At 59.9% G+C, this 18,440-nt stretch carries 13 protein-coding genes; 4 read left to right on the forward strand and 9 right to left on the reverse strand.

The window, feature by feature from the left end; translation table 11 throughout:
• Nucleotides 1-52: 52 nt before the first annotated feature.
• On the forward strand, nucleotides 53-250 hold the full coding sequence (locus tag AC1DHT_RS27065) for a YbdD/YjiX family protein (protein WP_010448516.1): 198 nt from the start codon (nucleotides 53-55) through the stop codon (nucleotides 248-250).
• A 180-nt stretch (nucleotides 251-430) separates the two neighbouring features.
• Nucleotides 431-1,402, forward strand: coding sequence for a GTPase (yjiA, locus tag AC1DHT_RS27070; protein WP_427547117.1), 972 nt, complete (start codon nucleotides 431-433; stop codon nucleotides 1,400-1,402).
• Nucleotides 1,403-1,532: 130 nt separating this feature from the next.
• On the opposite strand, the gene AC1DHT_RS27075 is transcribed toward yjiA, so the two are convergent.
• From AC1DHT_RS27075 to AC1DHT_RS27095, 5 genes are all read right to left on the reverse strand, one after another.
• On the reverse strand, nucleotides 1,533-2,255 hold the full coding sequence (locus AC1DHT_RS27075; RefSeq protein ID WP_427547120.1) for a GntR family transcriptional regulator: 723 nt from the start codon (nucleotides 2,253-2,255) through the stop codon (nucleotides 1,533-1,535).
• 44 nt (nucleotides 2,256-2,299) lie between these two features.
• Nucleotides 2,300-3,004 carry a FadR/GntR family transcriptional regulator gene (locus tag AC1DHT_RS27080; RefSeq protein WP_427547123.1) on the reverse strand — a complete coding sequence of 235 codons (705 nt, stop codon included), beginning with the start codon at nucleotides 3,002-3,004 and terminating at the stop codon, nucleotides 2,300-2,302.
• Between the two features lie 66 nt (nucleotides 3,005-3,070).
• Nucleotides 3,071-4,384: a C4-dicarboxylate transporter DctA gene (locus tag AC1DHT_RS27085; RefSeq protein WP_427547125.1), complete on the reverse strand. Its 1,314-nt coding sequence runs from the start codon at nucleotides 4,382-4,384 to the stop codon at nucleotides 3,071-3,073.
• A gap of 259 nt (nucleotides 4,385-4,643) precedes the next feature.
• Entirely contained in the window at nucleotides 4,644-5,897 is a 1,254-nt protein-coding gene (gene glyA, locus AC1DHT_RS27090) for a serine hydroxymethyltransferase (protein ID WP_427547128.1), read from the reverse strand.
• 238 nt (nucleotides 5,898-6,135) lie between these two features.
• Nucleotides 6,136-9,984: a sensor domain-containing protein gene (locus tag AC1DHT_RS27095; protein ID WP_427547131.1), complete on the reverse strand. Its 3,849-nt coding sequence runs from the start codon at nucleotides 9,982-9,984 to the stop codon at nucleotides 6,136-6,138.
• Between the two features lie 286 nt (nucleotides 9,985-10,270).
• Here AC1DHT_RS27095 and ettA point away from each other — a divergent pair, with 286 nt between their 5' ends.
• Complete coding sequence (ettA, locus tag AC1DHT_RS27100; RefSeq protein WP_019691603.1) at nucleotides 10,271-11,935, forward strand: energy-dependent translational throttle protein EttA; 1,665 nt, start codon at nucleotides 10,271-10,273, stop codon at nucleotides 11,933-11,935.
• Between the two features lie 243 nt (nucleotides 11,936-12,178).
• On the opposite strand, the gene AC1DHT_RS27105 is transcribed toward ettA, so the two are convergent.
• From AC1DHT_RS27105 to AC1DHT_RS27120, 4 genes are all read right to left on the reverse strand, one after another.
• Nucleotides 12,179-12,670, reverse strand: a complete 492-nt coding sequence (locus tag AC1DHT_RS27105; RefSeq protein WP_427547041.1) for a GreA/GreB family elongation factor — start codon at nucleotides 12,668-12,670, stop codon at nucleotides 12,179-12,181.
• A gap of 117 nt (nucleotides 12,671-12,787) precedes the next feature.
• Nucleotides 12,788-13,093, reverse strand: coding sequence for a chorismate mutase (locus AC1DHT_RS27110; protein ID WP_427534038.1), 306 nt, complete (start codon nucleotides 13,091-13,093; stop codon nucleotides 12,788-12,790).
• A gap of 70 nt (nucleotides 13,094-13,163) precedes the next feature.
• Nucleotides 13,164-15,017: an Lnb N-terminal periplasmic domain-containing protein gene (locus AC1DHT_RS27115; RefSeq protein ID WP_427547038.1), complete on the reverse strand. Its 1,854-nt coding sequence runs from the start codon at nucleotides 15,015-15,017 to the stop codon at nucleotides 13,164-13,166.
• Nucleotides 15,018-15,105: 88 nt separating this feature from the next.
• On the reverse strand, nucleotides 15,106-15,594 hold the full coding sequence (locus tag AC1DHT_RS27120; protein ID WP_427547035.1) for a DUF3015 domain-containing protein: 489 nt from the start codon (nucleotides 15,592-15,594) through the stop codon (nucleotides 15,106-15,108).
• Nucleotides 15,595-15,872: 278 nt separating this feature from the next.
• Here AC1DHT_RS27120 and AC1DHT_RS27125 point away from each other — a divergent pair, with 278 nt between their 5' ends.
• Complete coding sequence (locus AC1DHT_RS27125) at nucleotides 15,873-18,317, forward strand: Lon protease family protein (RefSeq protein ID WP_427547033.1); 2,445 nt, start codon at nucleotides 15,873-15,875, stop codon at nucleotides 18,315-18,317.
• The last annotated feature ends 123 nt before the right edge of the window (nucleotides 18,318-18,440 follow it).

Consider the following 18,440-nt stretch of genomic DNA (forward strand, 5'->3'; position numbering starts at 1 on the left):
TCGCCATTCGCCATTCCAGGCTGTTCCAGAAGCGTAATCGAGGGTTGCAAGCATGTTCAATGACCTGAGTCGCCTCGGTAAATACCTCGGTCAGGCCGCGCGCCTGATGGTCGGCATGCCCGACTACGACACCTACGTCGAGCATATGCAAACCAAACACCCGGACAAACCGGTGATGAGCTACGAGGCGTTCTTCCGGGAACGCCAGGAGGCTCGTTATGGTGGCAAGGGTGGGCCGAAGTGCTGTTGACCCGCTGACGGCGGGTGATCAGATGTGATGTGGGAGCGGGCTTTTTGTGGGAGCGAGCCTGCTCGCGATAGCGGTCCGACAGTCAGCTGCAATGTTGGATGTCAAGCCGTCATCGCGAGCAGGCTCGCTCCCACACTGACCTGCTCCCATTTTTATTTGTGTAGTTGAAGGAGATCGAGTTTGTCCTCTCCCATCCCGGTAACTGTCCTCAGCGGCTTTCTCGGCGCCGGCAAAACCACACTGCTGCGTCACCTGCTCAAAGCCGAGCACGGCCTGAAAATCGCCGTGATCGAAAACGAATTCAGCGACGCCGGCATCGACACCCAACTCTTGGGCGATGAGCCGGTGCAAGTCATGACGCTGTCCAACGGCTGCGTCTGCTGCACCATTCACACCGACCTGACCAAGGCCCTGTACCTGTTGCTGGAACGCCTGGACAGCGGCGAAATCGCCTTCGACCGCCTGGTGATCGAATGCACCGGCCTGGCCGATCCGGCACCGGTGGCGCAGACCTTCTTCATCGATGAAGAGCTGCGCGAGCGCTATATTCTCGACGGCATCATCACCCTGGTCGATGCGGCTCACGCCGAGCAGCACCTGACCCAGACCATCGCCCAGGCGCAGATCGGTTTTGCTGATCGCTTGCTGGTGAGCAAGCGCGATCTGGTCGACGAAGTGACGTTCAGCGCGCTGAGCGAACGCCTGACCCGGATCAATCGTCGTGCGCCGATCCGCGTGGTTGAGCACGGCAAGATCGATCTGGCCGAGTTGCTCGACGTGCGTGGTTTCAATCTCAACGCCGACCTCGGCGGTGGTGTCAGCCTGCGCCCGGTGAGTAAAGCGCCGTCTATCGACCGCATCTCGAGCCTGGTGTTGCGTACCGACAAAGCGCTGGATATCGACAAGCTCAGCGAGTTCATGAACGAACTGCTGGAAGACCATGGCAAGCAACTGCTGCGCTACAAAGGGGTGCTGAACATCGTCGGCGAACCTCGGCGCATGGTGTTTCAGGGCGTGCTGAAGTTGTACGGTTTTGACTGGGATACCGAGTGGGCCGAGGATGAAGGGCGCGAGAGCGTGATCGTGTTTATTGCCGACGAGTTGCCGGAAGAGAAGATTCGCGAGGGGTTTGCGCGGGTGGCTGCGGAGTAGGGGCGAGCATTTTCAGTGTGTTTGAGGTCGCTATCGCGAGCAGGCTCGCTCCCACATTGGATTTGCGTCAGGCCACATTAGGTGGGCGACACAGGTCAAGTGTGGGAGCGAGCCTGCTCGCGATGGCAATCTAACCGGCGACGCGATCACGGGCCGGTACCGGGCTCAGCAATTTCCTCTCAAGATGATCCAGATGTTCGGTCATCAACTCCTCGGCAGCCCTGGCATCCCCGCGCTCCACCGCCTCGACAATCGCAGCATGCTCCTGCCACGCACAATGACTGGGCGACTGTTCTTCGTAGCAGGCGATAGCCAGCGATGTCAGCGGCACCAGGCTGCCAAGAAATTGTGCCAGCGGCGCATTACCGGCGACCTGCGCCAGTTGCAGGTGGAACTCGCCCGACAGGCGAATCGCCGGCCCGCGTTGATTTTGTTCGATGCAGCGGCGTTCGCGTTCGATCAGTTCGCGTAACTGCGGCAGGTGCCGGGACGTCGGTTGCTGGCAGGCCAGTCGCACCAAAGTGGTTTCGGTCAGCCTGCGGGCGTGGAGTATCTGGCGGGTTTGTTCGGCATCGGGCGCCGCGACTTGCGGGCGATGATTGGGCCGCAGGATGACTACCTGCTGATGGGACAAGCGCGCCAGTACCTGGCGGATGATGCTGCGGCTGACACCGAATGCCTGGCCAAGGCTTTCTTCGGTGAAGCGGCTGGCCGGGGCGATGCGTTGTTCGAGAATGGCGTCGAAAATCTGCGGATAGATGTCATCGACGCAACGCTTCTTTTCGCTCTGGCGGCGCAAGGGCAGGGCGGCGGAAATCGAGAAAACGGGATTCTTCAAGGCGTAGGAACTCATGGCCAGTCTCCAGTCCGGTTGCCGATAGGGGATTCTACAAACAGTTATTGGCCCAGATTGTCGTCCGGGATGTTCAGCTCAATGCCCATGCGTTGCCCTTCCTGAAGGATGTGCCGGCGCATTTCGGCGCTGGCCAGGGCGCTGTTTTTACTGCGGATCGCGCGGACCACGGCTTCGTTTTCTTCCAGCCGCCCGGCCAAGTGTTCTGGCGAATTGCGCAGCATCTCGGCGCTCTGTTTGAGGGCGTTGCTGGTTTGCTGCACGACGTTCTGGAAAATCGGGTTCGAGGTCAGGGTGAACAGCTCTTCGTGGAACGCGATGTAGGCGTTCATTCCGGCTTCGCTGTCGCTGGCTTCGAGGGCTTCGCGCATGTCCATCAGCGTCAGGCGCAGTTGACCGATTTCCTTGCTGCTGATGGACTGGGCAACCAATCCGACAATGAACGGTTCGAGGGTGTAGCGCAGTTGCAGCACATCCTCGAGACTGGCGCCGGCTACGCCACTGTCGTTGGCTGGCGCGTCGTTCAGGTTGGCCTCCAGCACCACCACGCCTTTGCCGGGCATGGAGCGCACCAGGCCGAGGGTTTCGAGCACGATCACCGCTTCACGCAGGCTAGGCCGGCTGATACCCAGTTGTTCAGCCAGTTCGCGTTGCCCCGGCAACATGTCGCCAGAGCGCCACTGCCCGCGCGCCAACGCGGCACGAAGCTTTTCAACCACTGAATTTACAACTGTCGACGAGGTGATCACTGTTTGCTCCATGAGAGACGGTAAAACGCTGATTGTTGTGCCTGCCAGTGACAGGCACAGATTCGGTCAAAACTCTTGCTGATGTGCCGGCGGCGCTGATTTACGTGACTGGAAGGTGTAGCCCTGCTCGCCGGACAGTACCTTGTTGGCACGCTGGATATCGATGTCTTTTTCCCAGCGGGCGATGGCCACGGTGGCGACGCAGTTACCGATCAGGTTGGTCAGTGCCCGACCGATGCCCATGAACCAGTCCACCGCCAGTACCAGCACCAGGCCCACCACCGGAATTGCGGGGATCGCGGTCAGGGTCGCCGCCAGAATCACCAGGGCCGAGCCGGGAATACCGTGGGCTCCTTTGGAGGTGATCAGCGAAACCAACAGGATCGTCAGCAAATCGCTCATGGCCAACGGTGTGCCGGTGGCGTTGGCGATGAACACGATGGCCAGGGTCAGGTAGATCGAAAAACCATCGAGGTTGAACGAGTAACCGGTGGGAATCACCAGGCCAACCGTCGAGCTGCCGATGCCCAGGTGCTCCAGTTTGCGCATGATTTGCGGGAGCACGGCGTCAGAGGAGGCGGTGCCCAGGACGATCAGCAACTCTTCACGCAGGTACTTGAGAAAGGGCAGCAGCCGCAGGCCGGAAAGGCGCATCACCAGACCCAGGATCAACGACACGAACACTGCGCATGTCAGGTAGAACAGGCCAATCAGGCTGCCCAGGTGTTGCAGCGAATCCAGGCCATATTTGCTGGTGGTGAAGGCAATCGCACCAAACACACCAATCGGTGCCAGACGCACGATCATGCCCATGATGCGGAAGATCACATGGCTGAGTTCGTTGATCAGTCGCGAGATTCCCGACGCGGCTTCACCCACCAGGTTCAGCGCGCTGCCGAACAATACCGAGAACAGCAGCACTTGCAGGATGTTGTTCTCGGCAAAGGCGCCAATCACCGAGGTCGGGATCAGGTCCATCAGGAACTGCGTGGTGGTGTGCATGTGCTGGCCGCGCTGGGCGATATCGCCCATGTCGGCGGTGGAAAGCTGATCCAGATGAATGTTCGCACCTGTGCCGATGCCGGTGCTGAACGCGAATACCAGACCGATCACCAGGGCGATGGTGGTCAGCACTTCGAAGTAGATCACCGATTTGAGGCCGATGCGTCCGACCTTCTTCAGGTCGCCAGCGCCGGAAATACCGCTGACCACCACGCAGAACACGATCAGGCCGATGAGCATTTTGATCAGTTTGATGAAGCCGTCGCCGAGGGGTTTCAACTGGGCGGAGTATTCGGGAAGGGTCAGTCCGCAGATGATGCCAAGCACCAGTCCAAGGACAACTTGAAGGAAGATTGAGCGCGAGCACCATCTGAGCATGGGAGGAATCCTGGTGAGTGTCCTGGGTGCCGAGCGCTGTGCGCATCAGATTCAGGACTTAATTATTGTGGTCTTACCGGTATGTCCAGTGCAGGCGCAGTGTAGGCGCTGTTTTCAGAGGGTCGCAAGCGGAAAATGACAAATTGGCTTTACCGGTCTTACCAGTTGTGCGGCAAGGGCCGAGCTTGAGCGGTTTCGCAGGCGAAAAAAAACCGGCCATCACTGGCCGGTTTCTTTTTGCTGCGGTTAAGCGGGCTGATTAAGCGCCGTATACCGGCAGCTTCTTGCAGATGGCCTTGACCTTCTCGCGAACGGCGTCGATCACCGCTTCGTTGTTCAGGTCAGCCAGGATGTCGCAGATCCAGCCGGCCAGCTCTTTGCACTCAGCCTCTTTGAAGCCGCGAGTGGTCACAGCCGGAGTACCGAAGCGCAGGCCGGAGGTGACGAACGGGGAGCGTGGATCGTTCGGTACCGAGTTCTTGTTCACGGTGATGAATGCTTTGCCCAGAGCGGCGTCGGCGTCTTTACCGGAGATTTCCTGCTTGATCAGCGACAGCAGGAACAGGTGGTTTTCGGTACCGCCGGAAACCACGTCAAAGCCGCGCTCGATGAACACGCCGGCCATGGCCTGGGCGTTCTTGACCACTTGTTGCTGGTAGGCCTTGAACTCAGGCTGCAGGGCTTCCTTGAAGCAGATCGCTTTAGCAGCGATCACGTGCTCCAGCGGGCCGCCCTGGGCGCCCGGGAATACCGCGGAGTTCAGCTTCTTCTCGATGTCGGCGTTGGCGCGAGCCAGGATCAGGCCGCCACGTGGACCGCGCAGGGTCTTGTGAGTGGTGGTGGTGACCACGTCAGCGAATGGAACCGGGTTCGGGTAGACGCCAGCAGCGACCAGACCGGCTACGTGAGCCATGTCGACGAACAGGTAGGCGCCAACCTTGTCAGCGATTTCACGGAAGCGCGGGAAGTCCAGGATCTGCGAGTAGGCAGAGAAACCGGCCACGATCATTTTTGGCTTGTGCTCAACAGCCAGGCGCTCGACTTCGTCGTAGTCGATCAGGCCGTTGCTGTCGATACCGTACTGAACGGCGTTGTACAGCTTGCCGGAGGAGGAAACGCTGGCGCCGTGGGTCAGGTGACCGCCGTGGGCCAGGCTCATGCCCAGGATGGTGTCGCCCGCTTGCAGCAGGGCCAGGTAAACGGCGCTGTTGGCTTGCGAACCGGCGTGTGGCTGAACGTTGGCGTAATCGGCGCCGAACAGTTGCTTGGCACGGTCGATGGCCAGTTGCTCAACCACGTCGACGTACTCGCAACCGCCGTAGTAGCGCTTGCCTGGGTAGCCTTCGGCGTACTTGTTGGTCAGAACCGAGCCTTGAGCTTCCATCACCGCTGGGCTGGTGTAGTTTTCCGAAGCGATCAGCTCAATGTGTTCTTCCTGGCGCTGAGCTTCTTGCTCCATGGCGGCAAAAAGGTCGGCGTCGTACTTGGCAATAGTCAAATCACGGCTGAACATGGCGGTCCTCAAGGATCGGGGGGCAGAAAAGGAAGGCATTCTAACCCAATGGGTTTTATCTGGCATATGAAAGGACATCATGTCGCAGACAAGTGGTGTTCATGACGGGATATGCGGCGATTGTGCAGGCCTCATCGCGAGCAGGCTCGCTCCCACAGGGGACGCATTTCAAATGTGGGAGCGAGCCGGCTCCGGGCGGCGCTCCGACGATGACGTCATCTGCCTCAGCACAAGGATTTCAGTCGAACATGAACAGCGCATCATTGCTGAATTGCGCTTCGAAACGCGCCGCTGGCATCGGGCGGCCGAACAGATAACCCTGCACCTCGTCGCAGCCGTGTTCACGCAGGAAGTCGAGCTGTTCCTGGGTTTCGACGCCCTCGGCGATCACCGCCAGGTTCAGGCTGTGGGCCATGGCGATGATCGCTCGGGCAATCTGCGCGTCCTGTTCACCGGACGGCAGGCCGTCGACGAAGGTCCGGTCGATTTTCAGCACGTCGATCGGGAACTGCTTCAAGTAGTTCAGTGATGAATAACCGGTGCCGAAGTCGTCGACGGCGATGCTCAGGCCGAGGTTTTTCAGCCCGGCGAGAATCTGCATGGCTTCGCTGACCTCACGCATCAGGATACTTTCGGTCAGTTCCAGCTCCAGGCAGGCCGGTGGCAGGCCCGTGTCCTTGAGGATGGTGGCGATGCGCGTCCCGAGCTGGCCGTCGGAGAACTGCCGTGCAGAGATGTTCACCGAGACTTTCGGGACGCGGACCTTGCTCTGGTGCCAGCTCTTGAGCTGACGGCAGGCCTCGCTGATCACCCAGTCACCGACATCCACCACCAGCCCGAGCTCTTCGAGCACTGGAATGAAGTCTCCCGGCGGCACCAGCCCGCGACGTGGATGCCGCCAGCGCAGCAGGGCTTCGGCGCCGGTCAGGCGTTTACCGTCGCCGCTGAATTGCGGCTGGTAGTACAGGACGAATTCGTTTTGCTCAAGGGCGTGGCGCAGGTCGCTTTCCAGTTCCAGGCGCTCCAGGGCGCTGGCGTTCATGTCCGCCTGATAGAACTGGAAGTTGTTCTTGCCGCGCTCCTTGGCGTGGTACATCGCCGTGTCGGCGTTCTTCATCAGCTGGCTCAGCTCGTTGCCGTCCTGCGGACTCAAGGCGATGCCGATACTGGCAGTGACAAAGAACTCGCGGCCTTCGAGGACAAACGGCTTCACCAGGCTGGCAAGGATCTGCTCGGCCACATGAATCGCCCGGTTCAGCGCGATCTCACGGCTGGCACGCGGTTGCAGGAGCAAGGTGAACTCATCACCGCCCATGCGTGCCACCGTGTCGTCATCGTCGACGCAACCGAGCAGGCGGGTGGCCATTTCCTTGAGCATGCGATCGCCGGCGGCGTGGCCAAGGGAGTCGTTGATCGGTTTGAAACGATCGAGGTCGAGGAACATCAGCACGACCCACGACTTCTGCCGCTCCGCCGATTGCAGCGCGGAGTGCAACCGGTCCTGGAACAAGGTGCGGTTGGGCAGGTGGGTCAGGGCGTCGTAGTAGGCGAGGCGGTGAATCCGCTGTTCGCTGGCCTTGCGCTCGCTGATGTCACTGAAGAAGCACACGTAGCTGGCGAGGTCGCCTTCGTCATCGAGCACCGCCGTAATGCCGACCCACGCCGGGTAATGTTCACCGTTGCGGCGCTTGAGCCAGACTTCGCCTTCCCAGGTGCTGTGCTGATGCAGTTGCTTGAGCACATACCGCAGGTGGGCTTCCTGCTGGTCATCGACGGTCAGCATGTTCGGCAACTGGTCGAGAACCTGCGCCACTTCATAACCGCTGACGCGGCTGAAGGCTTCGTTGGCCTGCACGATATAGCCGGCCGGGTCGGTGATCAGAATCGCTGACGTCGAGTGCTCGAAAACCGTCGCTGCCATGCGCAGGTCTTTCTCGGCGCGGCGCTGCTGGCTGATATCACGACCGACCCCGAGCACACCTTCGAACGCACCGTGTTCATCCCAGACCAGTACCAGGCGCAGTTCGATCGGGATTTTGCGTCCGTCGGCGCGCAAGCAGTCGAACAGGAACAGCTGGGTTTGCACCTGAGTGCGCAATTGCGCCAGTTGCTCGGGTTTATCCAGGGCCTTGCTGACCCGGTCCATCAAGCTGTAGATGCCAGTCAATTGTTGTGGATTGGCGATGGTTGATTGCCAGCCATTCTGGAAGATCCAGTCAACGTCATAGCCGAGCACGGCGTTCACCGACGGGCTGACGTAATTGAGCGAGAGTTTGCTGTCGGTGGAGAAAATCACGTCGCTGATGCTTTCAGCGAGCATCCGGTAACGCTGCTCGCTGTCGCGCAAGGATTCACTGGCTTCGATCTGATCGGTAATGTCTTTGGCCACACCAATAATGCGGGTGACCTGGTCGTGTTGGTCCCGCGCCAGCGCCTGTTCGCGGATTTCGAAACGCCGCCATGTGCCGTCGCGGTGGCGAAAACGCAATTGGCACTGCATCAGTTGGGTGTAACCGGCCTGGCGCTGTTCCTGACGCAAATGGTGGTAGTGATCGGCATCTTCGGGGTGCAGCAGAATCTCCCAGAAGTACTCGCCCATCTGGTGCAGTTCGGTTTTGCTGTAACCCAGCGTCTGGCCCAGGTGATGGTTACTGAAAATCATCCGCTGGCTGATCACGTCCTGCACGTAGAGGTGATCCGGAACGGTGCGCACGACATCCGACCAGAAGCCTTCACGCTCCAGCAGCGACAGCTCGACAATTTTACGGCTGGTAATATCGCTGATACTGAGGATCACCGCTTTGGCGTCGTGCTGTGCTTGCGGCAAATGCAACACCAGCCACAGATGCTGGTCGCGGCCCTGGCTGTCCTTGAGCTTGATCTCCAGTTCCAGCTGCTTTTGCTGGTTGAGCACGGCGTCGAGCAACTGGTTGCCGATGGCATTGCCATCCAGTGGCCCGCCTTCGATCAGAAGCTTCCAGGCTTGCTCGCTGGACTGGACGTTGAGCAGGTGCAGGGCGACCTGGTTGACCTCGGTGATGCGCAACTCTTGCAGCAACTGCTGGCGTTGTTCGGTGTTCTGCAGCCACCGCCGCAATTGCTCGCTGGTGTGCAGTTGGGCCTTGTCGAGGCAGGCGTTGAGGCCGGAGAGATCCAGTACGCAGAGCGCAACACCGGTGCCGTCGAAAATGTCCCGATAGCGCCGACGTCCGTCGTGCACCTGACGCTGGCGTCGGCGCATATTCAACAATGCGATGAGCGGTAGCGTCGAAAAGGCCAAACCCAGCAGGCATTTGCCGATAAACACCGGCAGCAATTGTTCGAACACGCGTTGCCGGTCAAACAGCCCGCGTAATTGCCAGTCGCTGTTACTGAGCGGGACGACCAGTACGCTGTTCGCCAGGTCATTGGCGTTTACCGTGTCCGGTTTGTTCGAGGGTAATCCGTCGTCGCGGCTGACGATCTGTTGGTTGATGCGGTTTTCCACCACCCACAGCGGACGGATTCCTGTGTCGCTCTGTTTGGTCAGCGAAGAGAAAAACGTCGGTCGCAGGCGCAAGAGCCAGTAGCCGCGCGTGCTGCCGCTGGCCTGGTGCAGTAACAGGTTCACCACCGAGCCGTCGTTGGCATTGCTGAAGTAATGCACCTGCGCATGACTGCGTCGAACCAGGTCTCTCAGGTAGTCGGCATCCTGGCTGTCACTGGCGCTGTCACTGAGGACTTTCCCCGAGGGGCTGAGCAACGCCAGGCTGAGTAAGTCGGGCAAGGATTGTTGCAGTTTGCGCAGCAACGCCTGTTGCTGATCAACGGTCTGCGGTTGCTCGACGATCGGTAGCAGATTCAGTGCGATCTGGGCGTTGAGCGCCATGTCCAGACTGACTTGCGCGGCCAGATCGGCGGTGTAGTCGATGGTGTACTGGCGCTGGCTATTCTGGGTTTCGCTCAGTTGGTCGAACAACTGCCAGAGCAGCAATCCGATCAACAGCAGGACAAGCGTCGCCAATGCACCTTTCAAGGTGCCGCGCAGGGGCGATCCGGTCGCAGGACTCAGTGCGCTCACGGACGAAGGCGGAGTGACATTGGACAAACTGTGATCCTGCGGTTTGGCTGGATTGGCGCGACGTGCACTATAAGCCGGACGCCCGGAGGGCGGCTAGCATGCCTTGAGCTGTGGCAAAGTGCCAGCCCCTCTCGGCTGGACTGCCTTCCGTCATTAAGGTAGCTTTGCCGGTTACGCGGGAGCGTTCCAGCTCTTAGACTCAGGCTTTGTTTCGTGCGCACGTATTGATAGCGATCAATCGCTGGCGGCGCGTATGGCCTGGCCCGGGCTTCGCCCGTGCTTATATTCATCAGTCACTGACCCTAGGTTCTCCATGGCTCAATACGTCTTCACCATGCATCGGCTGGGCAAAGTTGTTCCGCCGAAGCGGGAAATCCTGAAAAACATTTCGCTGTCGTTCTTCCCGGGCGCCAAGATCGGCGTGCTCGGCCTCAACGGCTCGGGTAAATCCACACTGTTGAAAATCATGGCTGGCGTCGACACCGAGTTCGACGGCGAAGCCCGTCCGATGCCGGAACTGAACATCGGCTACCTGCCGCAAGAACCGCTGCTGGATCCGACCAAGACCGTGCGTGACGTGGTCGAGGAAGCGGTCAGCGTGATCAAGGACGCGCAAGCGCGTCTGGATCAGGTCTACGCCGAATACGCCGACCCGGATGCCGACTTCGACAAGCTGGCCGCCGAACAGGCCAAGCTCGAAGCCATCCTGCAGGCGGGCGACGGTCACAACCTGGATCGCCAACTGGAAGTCGCTGCCGATGCACTGCGTCTGCCGGCCTGGGATGCCAAAATCGAACACCTGTCCGGTGGTGAAAAGCGTCGTGTGGCCCTGTGCCGCCTGCTGCTGTCCGCACCGGACATGCTGCTGCTCGACGAACCAACCAACCACCTGGACGCCGACTCCGTAGCCTGGCTGGAGCATTTCCTCCACGACTTCCCGGGTACCGTGGTTGCGATCACGCACGACCGTTACTTCCTGGACAACGTCGCCGGCTGGATTCTGGAACTCGACCGCGGCGCCGGTATTCCTTACGAGGGCAACTATTCGGGCTGGCTTGAAGCCAAGTCCGATCGTCTGGCCGCCGAATCCAAGCAGCAGTCGGCCCATGAAAAGGCCATGAAGGAAGAGCTGGAGTGGGTGCGCAAAGGCGCCAAGGCCCGTCAGTCGAAATCCAAGGCGCGTCTGCAACGCTTCGAAGAAATGCAATCGCAGGAATTCCAGAAGCGCAGCGAAACCAACGAGATCTACATCCCGGCCGGTCCTCGCCTGGGCGACAAGGTCATCGAATTCAAGAACGTTACCAAGGGCTATGGCGATCGCGTATTGATCGACAACCTGTCGTTCTCCATGCCTAAAGGCGCCATCGTTGGCGTGATCGGTGGTAACGGTGCGGGTAAATCCACGCTGTTCCGCATGCTGATGGGCAAGGAACAACCGGATTCGGGCACCATCGAAGTCGGTGAAACCGTGCAACTGGCCTGCGTCGACCAGAGCCGTGAAGACCTGGACGGCAGCAAGACTGTGTTCCAGCAGATCTCCGACGGTTCCGACCAGATCCGCATCGGCAACTACGAGATCCCGTCGCGCACCTACGTGGGTCGCTTCAACTTCAAGGGCGGCGATCAGCAGAAGTTCGTCAAGGACCTGTCCGGTGGTGAGCGTGGTCGCTTGCACCTGGCCCTGACCCTGAAAGAGGGCGGCAACGTCCTGCTGCTCGACGAACCGTCCAACGACCTCGACGTTGAAACCCTGCGTTCCCTGGAAGAAGCCCTGCTGGACTTCCCGGGCGCCGCCATTGTGATCTCTCACGATCGGTGGTTCCTTGACCGCGTCGCGACGCACATCCTGGCGTACGAAGACGACTCGCAAGCGGTGTTCTTCGAAGGCAACTACACCGAGTACGAAGCCGACCGCAAAAAACGTCTTGGCGATGCCGCTTCCCAGCCACACCGGGTGCGTCACAAGAAACTGGCCTGATCGGCTGGTTGCATGAAAAACGGAGCCTTCGGGTTAATGCCTGTCAGTTAAGGCACAAACCTGTGGGAGCGAGCCGGCTCCGGGCGGCGTTCCGACGATGACGGCATAACATTCAACATCAATGTTGACTGACCCACCGCTATCGCGAGCAGGCTCGCTCCCACATGGATTGCGCTTAACTGACTGGTATTGGCCTTCGGGCTCCGTTTTTTTTGTGCGCCATTTCCAGGCCAAGGGTGTGGTTTAACTCGGTTCGATGCGGATGATTTCGATCAGTTGATCACCGGCAGGTCGTTGCCAGAGCACTTCGTCGTTCAGCTGTGCGCCGAGCAGCGCACGTCCCAGCGGTGAGCTCCAGTTGATCAGGCCTTTGGCGGCATTGGCCTGATCTTCGCCAACCAGTTGCACGCGTCGTTCGGTGCCCCGTTCGTCGGCATAGGTCACCCAGCTGCCAATCTGAACCTTCTTGGTGGAAGTGGCCGGTGTCACCACTTGAGCGCTTTGCAGGCGTTGCTTGAAGTAACGCAGATCACGCTCGAGATCGGCCAGCCACTGTGGGTCAGCCTCCTCGCGGGCCGATTGTTCGCCATGCAGGGTTTGCAATTCGGCGACTTTGGCCTGCAGCAGGGCGAGGCCTTCGGGCGTGACGTAGTTGGGCTGCGTGCTGACCTGGCGTTCTACCGGCTGGTCGGCTTGTGGGGTGGCGTTATCTTCATTGACGAAAGCGCGGCTCATGGCGGTTCTCCCTGAATGGGGTTTTGGCCATCGTCGCAGGCTTCTGGTTTCGAAGGTTGTCCGAAAACGACCTGCTGCGAGCGATAGGCCCGTGCTGCACCCGTGGAAGGGTGGTGATCAATCCATCGTCGTGGTGGCAAGGTGGGCGTGTTCAGCCAGTTCTTGCTCGATGAACGCGGCGATCATGGCTCGATACATTTGCTCGATGACCTGCGGGTTGGCACCGACCTCTTCAGACAGCGCCCGGACTTTGGCGATGACCTGTTCAACACGCTGGGGTGCTTTCACCGCGTCGCTGTCTTTCTTGAAGCGAGCGGCCTGCGACACATAAGCGCCGCGCTCGGCCAGCAGGCTGACGATTAGCCGATCCAGCCGGTCAATGTTGTCGCGTACTTCTTCGAGGGAACAGCAGTTGGCATCCATGTAGTTTGAGCTCCTTGTATAAACATAGCTTTCAATGCGGGGAATTCACACTCCTGCAGGGGAGCGCGATTCAATAGTGATACCACTTCAGTTCCAGCATGACTTCGTTTTCAGGCGAGGCAATGTGGCTGAACTCGCGCTGGGCGCTCAGGCGCAGGCCCAGGTTACGCGACAGCTCCCACTGCTGGTTCAGACTCAGGCTGCGGCGCACTTCACCGTTGGTGAAGTAATCACCTTTGGCTTCCAGGCTCAGATTGCCCAGCGGGTTCTTCCACAGTACACCGCTGTTGAAACCGGCGGCGGGCGCGATGAAACCGGCAAAGTCGCTGTTGTGCTCGATGCGCACGGTGCCAAGGGCGAAGCCCAGCACGTCATCGCCCAGTTGCCAGGTGCCGCCGGCGCCGCCGTTGACATGGCTGACCAGGGTTTCATCGTCATGTTTTCCCGGTACCCGCTCCAGGCCACCGGTCACCTGCCAGGACCAGGGTTGCAGCAGCTCATTACGCGGGGTCAGTGAGCGGATGGTCGCCAGGTCCAGTTGCTGCAGCTGCCAGTGATTGCCTTCGTACTGGCGCAGTTTCATCTGCAGGATTTCAATCTGTGCGCCAAGGGGAAAGCTTTCGGCATTGTCGTTGAGGTCGTGATAGGCCATGCGCAGGCCATATTCACCAAAGGCCTTGTCGCCACGGCTGCCGATGCCGGCCTGCCAGGTGCGCGATTCGTGGCCGTTTTCCGGCAAGCCCGGGCGTTTGATGGACAGTTCCGGCGCCGGGTTCTGATTGATCGCCCGCAGCAGCTCGAAGCTGCGTTGCGCGCGCTGTGGATCGCGTTCCTGGCCGTTGGCGCGGTAGCGCTCAAGACGGTAGGCCGCGTCGATGATCAATGCCTGGCGATCACGTGGCAGCGCCTTGAAGGTCGGCTCCTGCAAGCGTTTCTGGTCGGCGCTGACCTTCAACACCCATTGCTGCTCATCGTCGGTGAGCGGCTTGGCACGGCTCAACAGCTCACGTTCGCGGGACGGACGGTAATCGATTTTCTCCACCAGTCCGGCGTCTTTCACGGCTTTGACGGTGTCGGTGGGAATCGCCGTCAGCGGGAATTGTTCGGTGAGCCTGAGGCTCGGCCGCGCCACTTGCAGCAACTCCAGCAAGCGGTAGGAGCAGTTTTCATCAAAGAAGAAATAATCGAACTGAATCTGTTTGAGCTCCCAGACATGCTCGACCATGCGCTCGGTTTCTGCCTGTGTCAGGTTCAACCGGTATTCCCACATATCGCGGTTTTCCAGGCTGCGGTATTCCGAGAGTTTTTCCTGGTAGGGCACCAGCGCGAACAACCCCGGATAGCCGCCCATCAGGCCTTTCCAGGCATACAGGATGCTGTTGTCCGAACCTTCGATATAAGCGCCGAAATTGATCGCGTAACTGAGCAGGGCAGTGTGGTCGGTTTGCACGTCAGCCTGATCGATGCGCAACAGGGTGTGACCGAACATCGATGACGGGCTGTTCAGATAGGCTGCCGGAAAGATCATCACCGCGCTGTGGGGCGATACATCCTTGAACCATTGTTTGAACTCGCTGCAATCCACCGTCGGCAAATCGTTCAGGTTCAGTTGGGCTTTCAACCAGCGGGTACGCGCCGGGTAAACACATTGCGCGTGCTGCTGGCCTTTACTGGCCGGGGCATAGAGCGCTTGTACGGTGGCCGCCAGCTCTGCGTCGGGATGCTCGGCGCCGTTGGCTGCCAGGAAGAATTTCTTGTCGCTGACATAGCTGCGCCAGCCGCCGAGTTTTGCGCTTTCGTAGTGGCCCAGAGAAATCCAGAACGGGTCGTTGGCCAGTTGCTGCAAACGTTGGTTGTCGATCAGAGGCGCGGCGGACAGCGGGGCGCAGACAAACAGCGCCAGACAGGCAAGGCGTTTGAGCATGGTGGACTACTTAATTCAAAAAAAACCCAAAGCAGGTCGGGTCCAAAAAACAAAACCCGCCCTGGTAAAGGGGCGGGTGAGGTCGAGCTTAAGCCGGGGTGGCATATTTGGCCAGGCGAGCATCGCCTTTGAGTACGGCCAGGGTATTGGTGTGCACGTCTTCAGCGGTCACGTCAGCCTTGCTGAAAATCTGCTGGAAGTGCTCGTGGGTGACGGTGGCGAAATACGCACGGTCTTGCGGTGCGACGCCCAGTACCACGGCATAGGTGGTCAGCGCTTCGCCTTGACCCTTGGCCATGTCTTCGGACAGTTCGTTCATCATGCCGTTCATGGCAATCCAGGACTTGCCGCCGTAGGTCAGCGCGGAGTTGGTTGCGCAACCGTTGGTGCCGGATGTCATGCCGAATGTGGCGTTGCCAGAAGTGCCGTTGGTGGTGGATGCCAGGAAGTGTGCCGGGGTGCCACGCTGACCTTCAAACAGCATGTTGCCCCAACCGCAATCCGGGCCGCCTGGCGCCTGGGCCATGGCGTTGAGGGATGCAACGGTGAAGAGAGTACCAAGAAGAATCCGTTTCATAGCTGTGTTCTCTTTTGTTTGCGTACCAATGGACAGGGGTTCTGGCGCCGCTCCGACGCCATTTGGCTGGTGATTGGTCCAGCCGCGCAGTTTGGAGTCTAGGCACGATCCGGGGGTTCCGTGATTTTTTGCCAAACATTCCCAGTAACCATCGATTTAGCCCTGGCCCGTCCAGGGTTTGGCGCTTGACTATGCTTTTACCCAAGGCGCGCCTTGCCAGTCGGGCACGGGCAGCGCCAGAATGCCTTCAATTGCCCCGCCTGATGTAAGGAAGCCCGATGCCTGATCCTGTTGCTGCCAGCTTGCGTCTAGCGCCTGAAGCGCTGACCCGTCCGTTTTCCGCTGAACAGTTCAGCTTCTCTACCACCAATGAGCTGGAGCCTTTTCGCGGCGTGCTCGGCCAGGAACGTGCGGTTGAAGCCTTGCAGTTTGGTGTGGCCATGCCACGCCCCGGTTACAACGTGTTTGTCATGGGTGAGCCCGGTACCGGCCGGTTCTCTTTCGTCAAACGCTACCTGAAAGCCGAAGGCAAACGCCTGCAGACCCCGGCGGACTGGGTCTACGTCAACAATTTCGATGAGCCGCGCGAACCTCGCGCGCTGGAGTTGCCGTCGGGGACCGCCGGTGCGTTCATCGCCGATATCAATGGCCTGATCGACAACCTGCTGGCGACGTTTCCAGCGGTCTTCGAGCACCCGTCCTACCAGCAAAAGAAAAGTGCCATCGACCGCGCCTTCAATCAGCGCTACGACCGGGCACTGGACGTGATCGAGCGCCTGGCGCTGGAGAAAGAAGTCGCGCTGTACCGTGACAGCACCAACATTGCCTTCACCCCGATGAGCGAAGGCAAGGCGCTGGACGAAGCGGAATTTGCCCAGTTGCCGGAAGCCGTTCGCGAGCGCTTCCACGACGATATTTCCGGACTGGAAGAGCGGCTGAACGAAGAGTTGGCCAGCTTGCCGCAGTGGAAGCGCGAGTCGAGCAATCAGTTGCGTCAGCTCAACGAAGAAACCATCACCCTGGCCTTGCAGCCATTGCTTTCGCCGTTGTCGGAAAAGTACGCAGAAAACGCTGCGGTGTGCGGTTACCTGCAAGCGATGCAGGTGTACCTGCTCAAGACGGTGGTCGAGCAACTGGTCGATGACAGCAAGACCGATGCTATCGCTCGTAAATTGCTCGAAGAACAATATGGCCCGAGCCTGGTGGTCGGTCATCCGCACAGTGGCGGCGCCCCCGTAGTGTTCGAACCGCATCCGACTTACGACAACCTGTTCGGCCGTATCGAGTACAGCACCGATCAGGGGGCGCTCTACACCACCTATCGGCAGTTGCGTCCAGGCGCGCTGCACCGGGCCAACGGCGGCTTCCTGATTCTGGAAGCCGAAAAGATGCTCAGCGAACCCTTTGTCTGGGATGCGCTGAAGCGGGCCTTGCAGTCACGCAAGCTGAAAATGGAATCGCCGCTGGGCGAGCTGGGCCGACTGGCCACGGTGACCCTGACGCCGCAACATATTCCGTTGCAGGTCAAAGTCGTCATCATCGGCGCACGCCAGCTGTATTACACGCTGCAAGACCTCGATCCGGACTTCCAGGAGATGTTCCGGGTACTGGTGGACTTCGATGAAGACATCCCGATGGTCGATGAGAGCCTCGAGCAGTTCGCCCAGTTGCTCAAGACCCGGACCTCGGAAGAAGGCATGGCCCCACTGACCGCCGATGCGGTGGCACGTCTGGCAACCTACAGTGCGCGGCTGGCCGAGCATCAGGGCCGTTTGTCGGCGCGCATTGGCGATCTGTTCCAGTTGGTCAGCGAGGCGGACTTCATTCGTGATCTGGCCGGTGACGAAATGACCGACGCCGGGCACATCGAGCGCGCGCTGAAGGCCAAGGCCACCCGCACCGGGCGCGTGTCGGCACGGATTCTCGATGACATGCTGGCAGGGATCATCCTGATCGACACTGCGGGTGCGGCGGTCGGCAAGTGCAACGGGCTGACGGTGCTGGAAGTCGGCGACTCGGCGTTCGGTATACCGGCACGAATCTCTGCCACGGTTTACCCCGGTGGCAGCGGCATCGTCGACATCGAGCGTGAGGTCAACCTCGGGCAGCCGATCCACTCCAAGGGCGTGATGATCCTCACCGGCTATCTGGGCAGTCGTTATGCCCAGGAATTCCCGTTGGCGATCTCGGCCAGTATCGCGCTGGAACAATCCTACGGTTACGTCGATGGCGACAGCGCCTCGCTGGGCGAGGCCTGCACGTTGATTTCGGCATTGTCGAAAACCCCGCTCAAGCAGTGCTTCGCGATTACCGGTTCGATCAACCAGTTCGGTGAAGTGCAGGCGGTAGGCGGGGTCAACGAGAAGATCGAAGGCTTCTTCCGTCTTTGCGAGGCGCGCGGCTTGACCGGCGAACAGGGCGCGATCATTCCTCAGGCCAACGTCGCCACGTTGATGCTCGATGAGCGGGTGCTGGCGGCCGTGCGTGCCGGGCAGTTCCATGTCTATGCGGTGCGTCAGGCCGATGAGGCACTGAGCCTGCTGGTGGGCGAGCCTGCCGGTGAGCCGGACGAAGAGGGTCAGTTCCCTGAGGGCAGTGTCAACGCGCGCGTGGTGGAGCGTTTGCGGGTGATCGCGGAATTGATCAGCGAAGATGATTTGAAAGAGGCCGAGAAGGAGCATGCGCAGGCTCAGGAAGCATTGGCTGCAGCCAAACCTGCCTGACCCCCGAAGCTGTACACAGCCATTGTGGCGGGGGAGCAAGCTCCCTCGCCACGGGGTTTGTGCATGGCACTGGGTCGTCATTTTGGTAGCGCTTTTTGCCGCCCGGGTGGCGTCAAAAAACCA

This window comes from Pseudomonas sp. 05N432 (genome assembly GCF_056396945.1).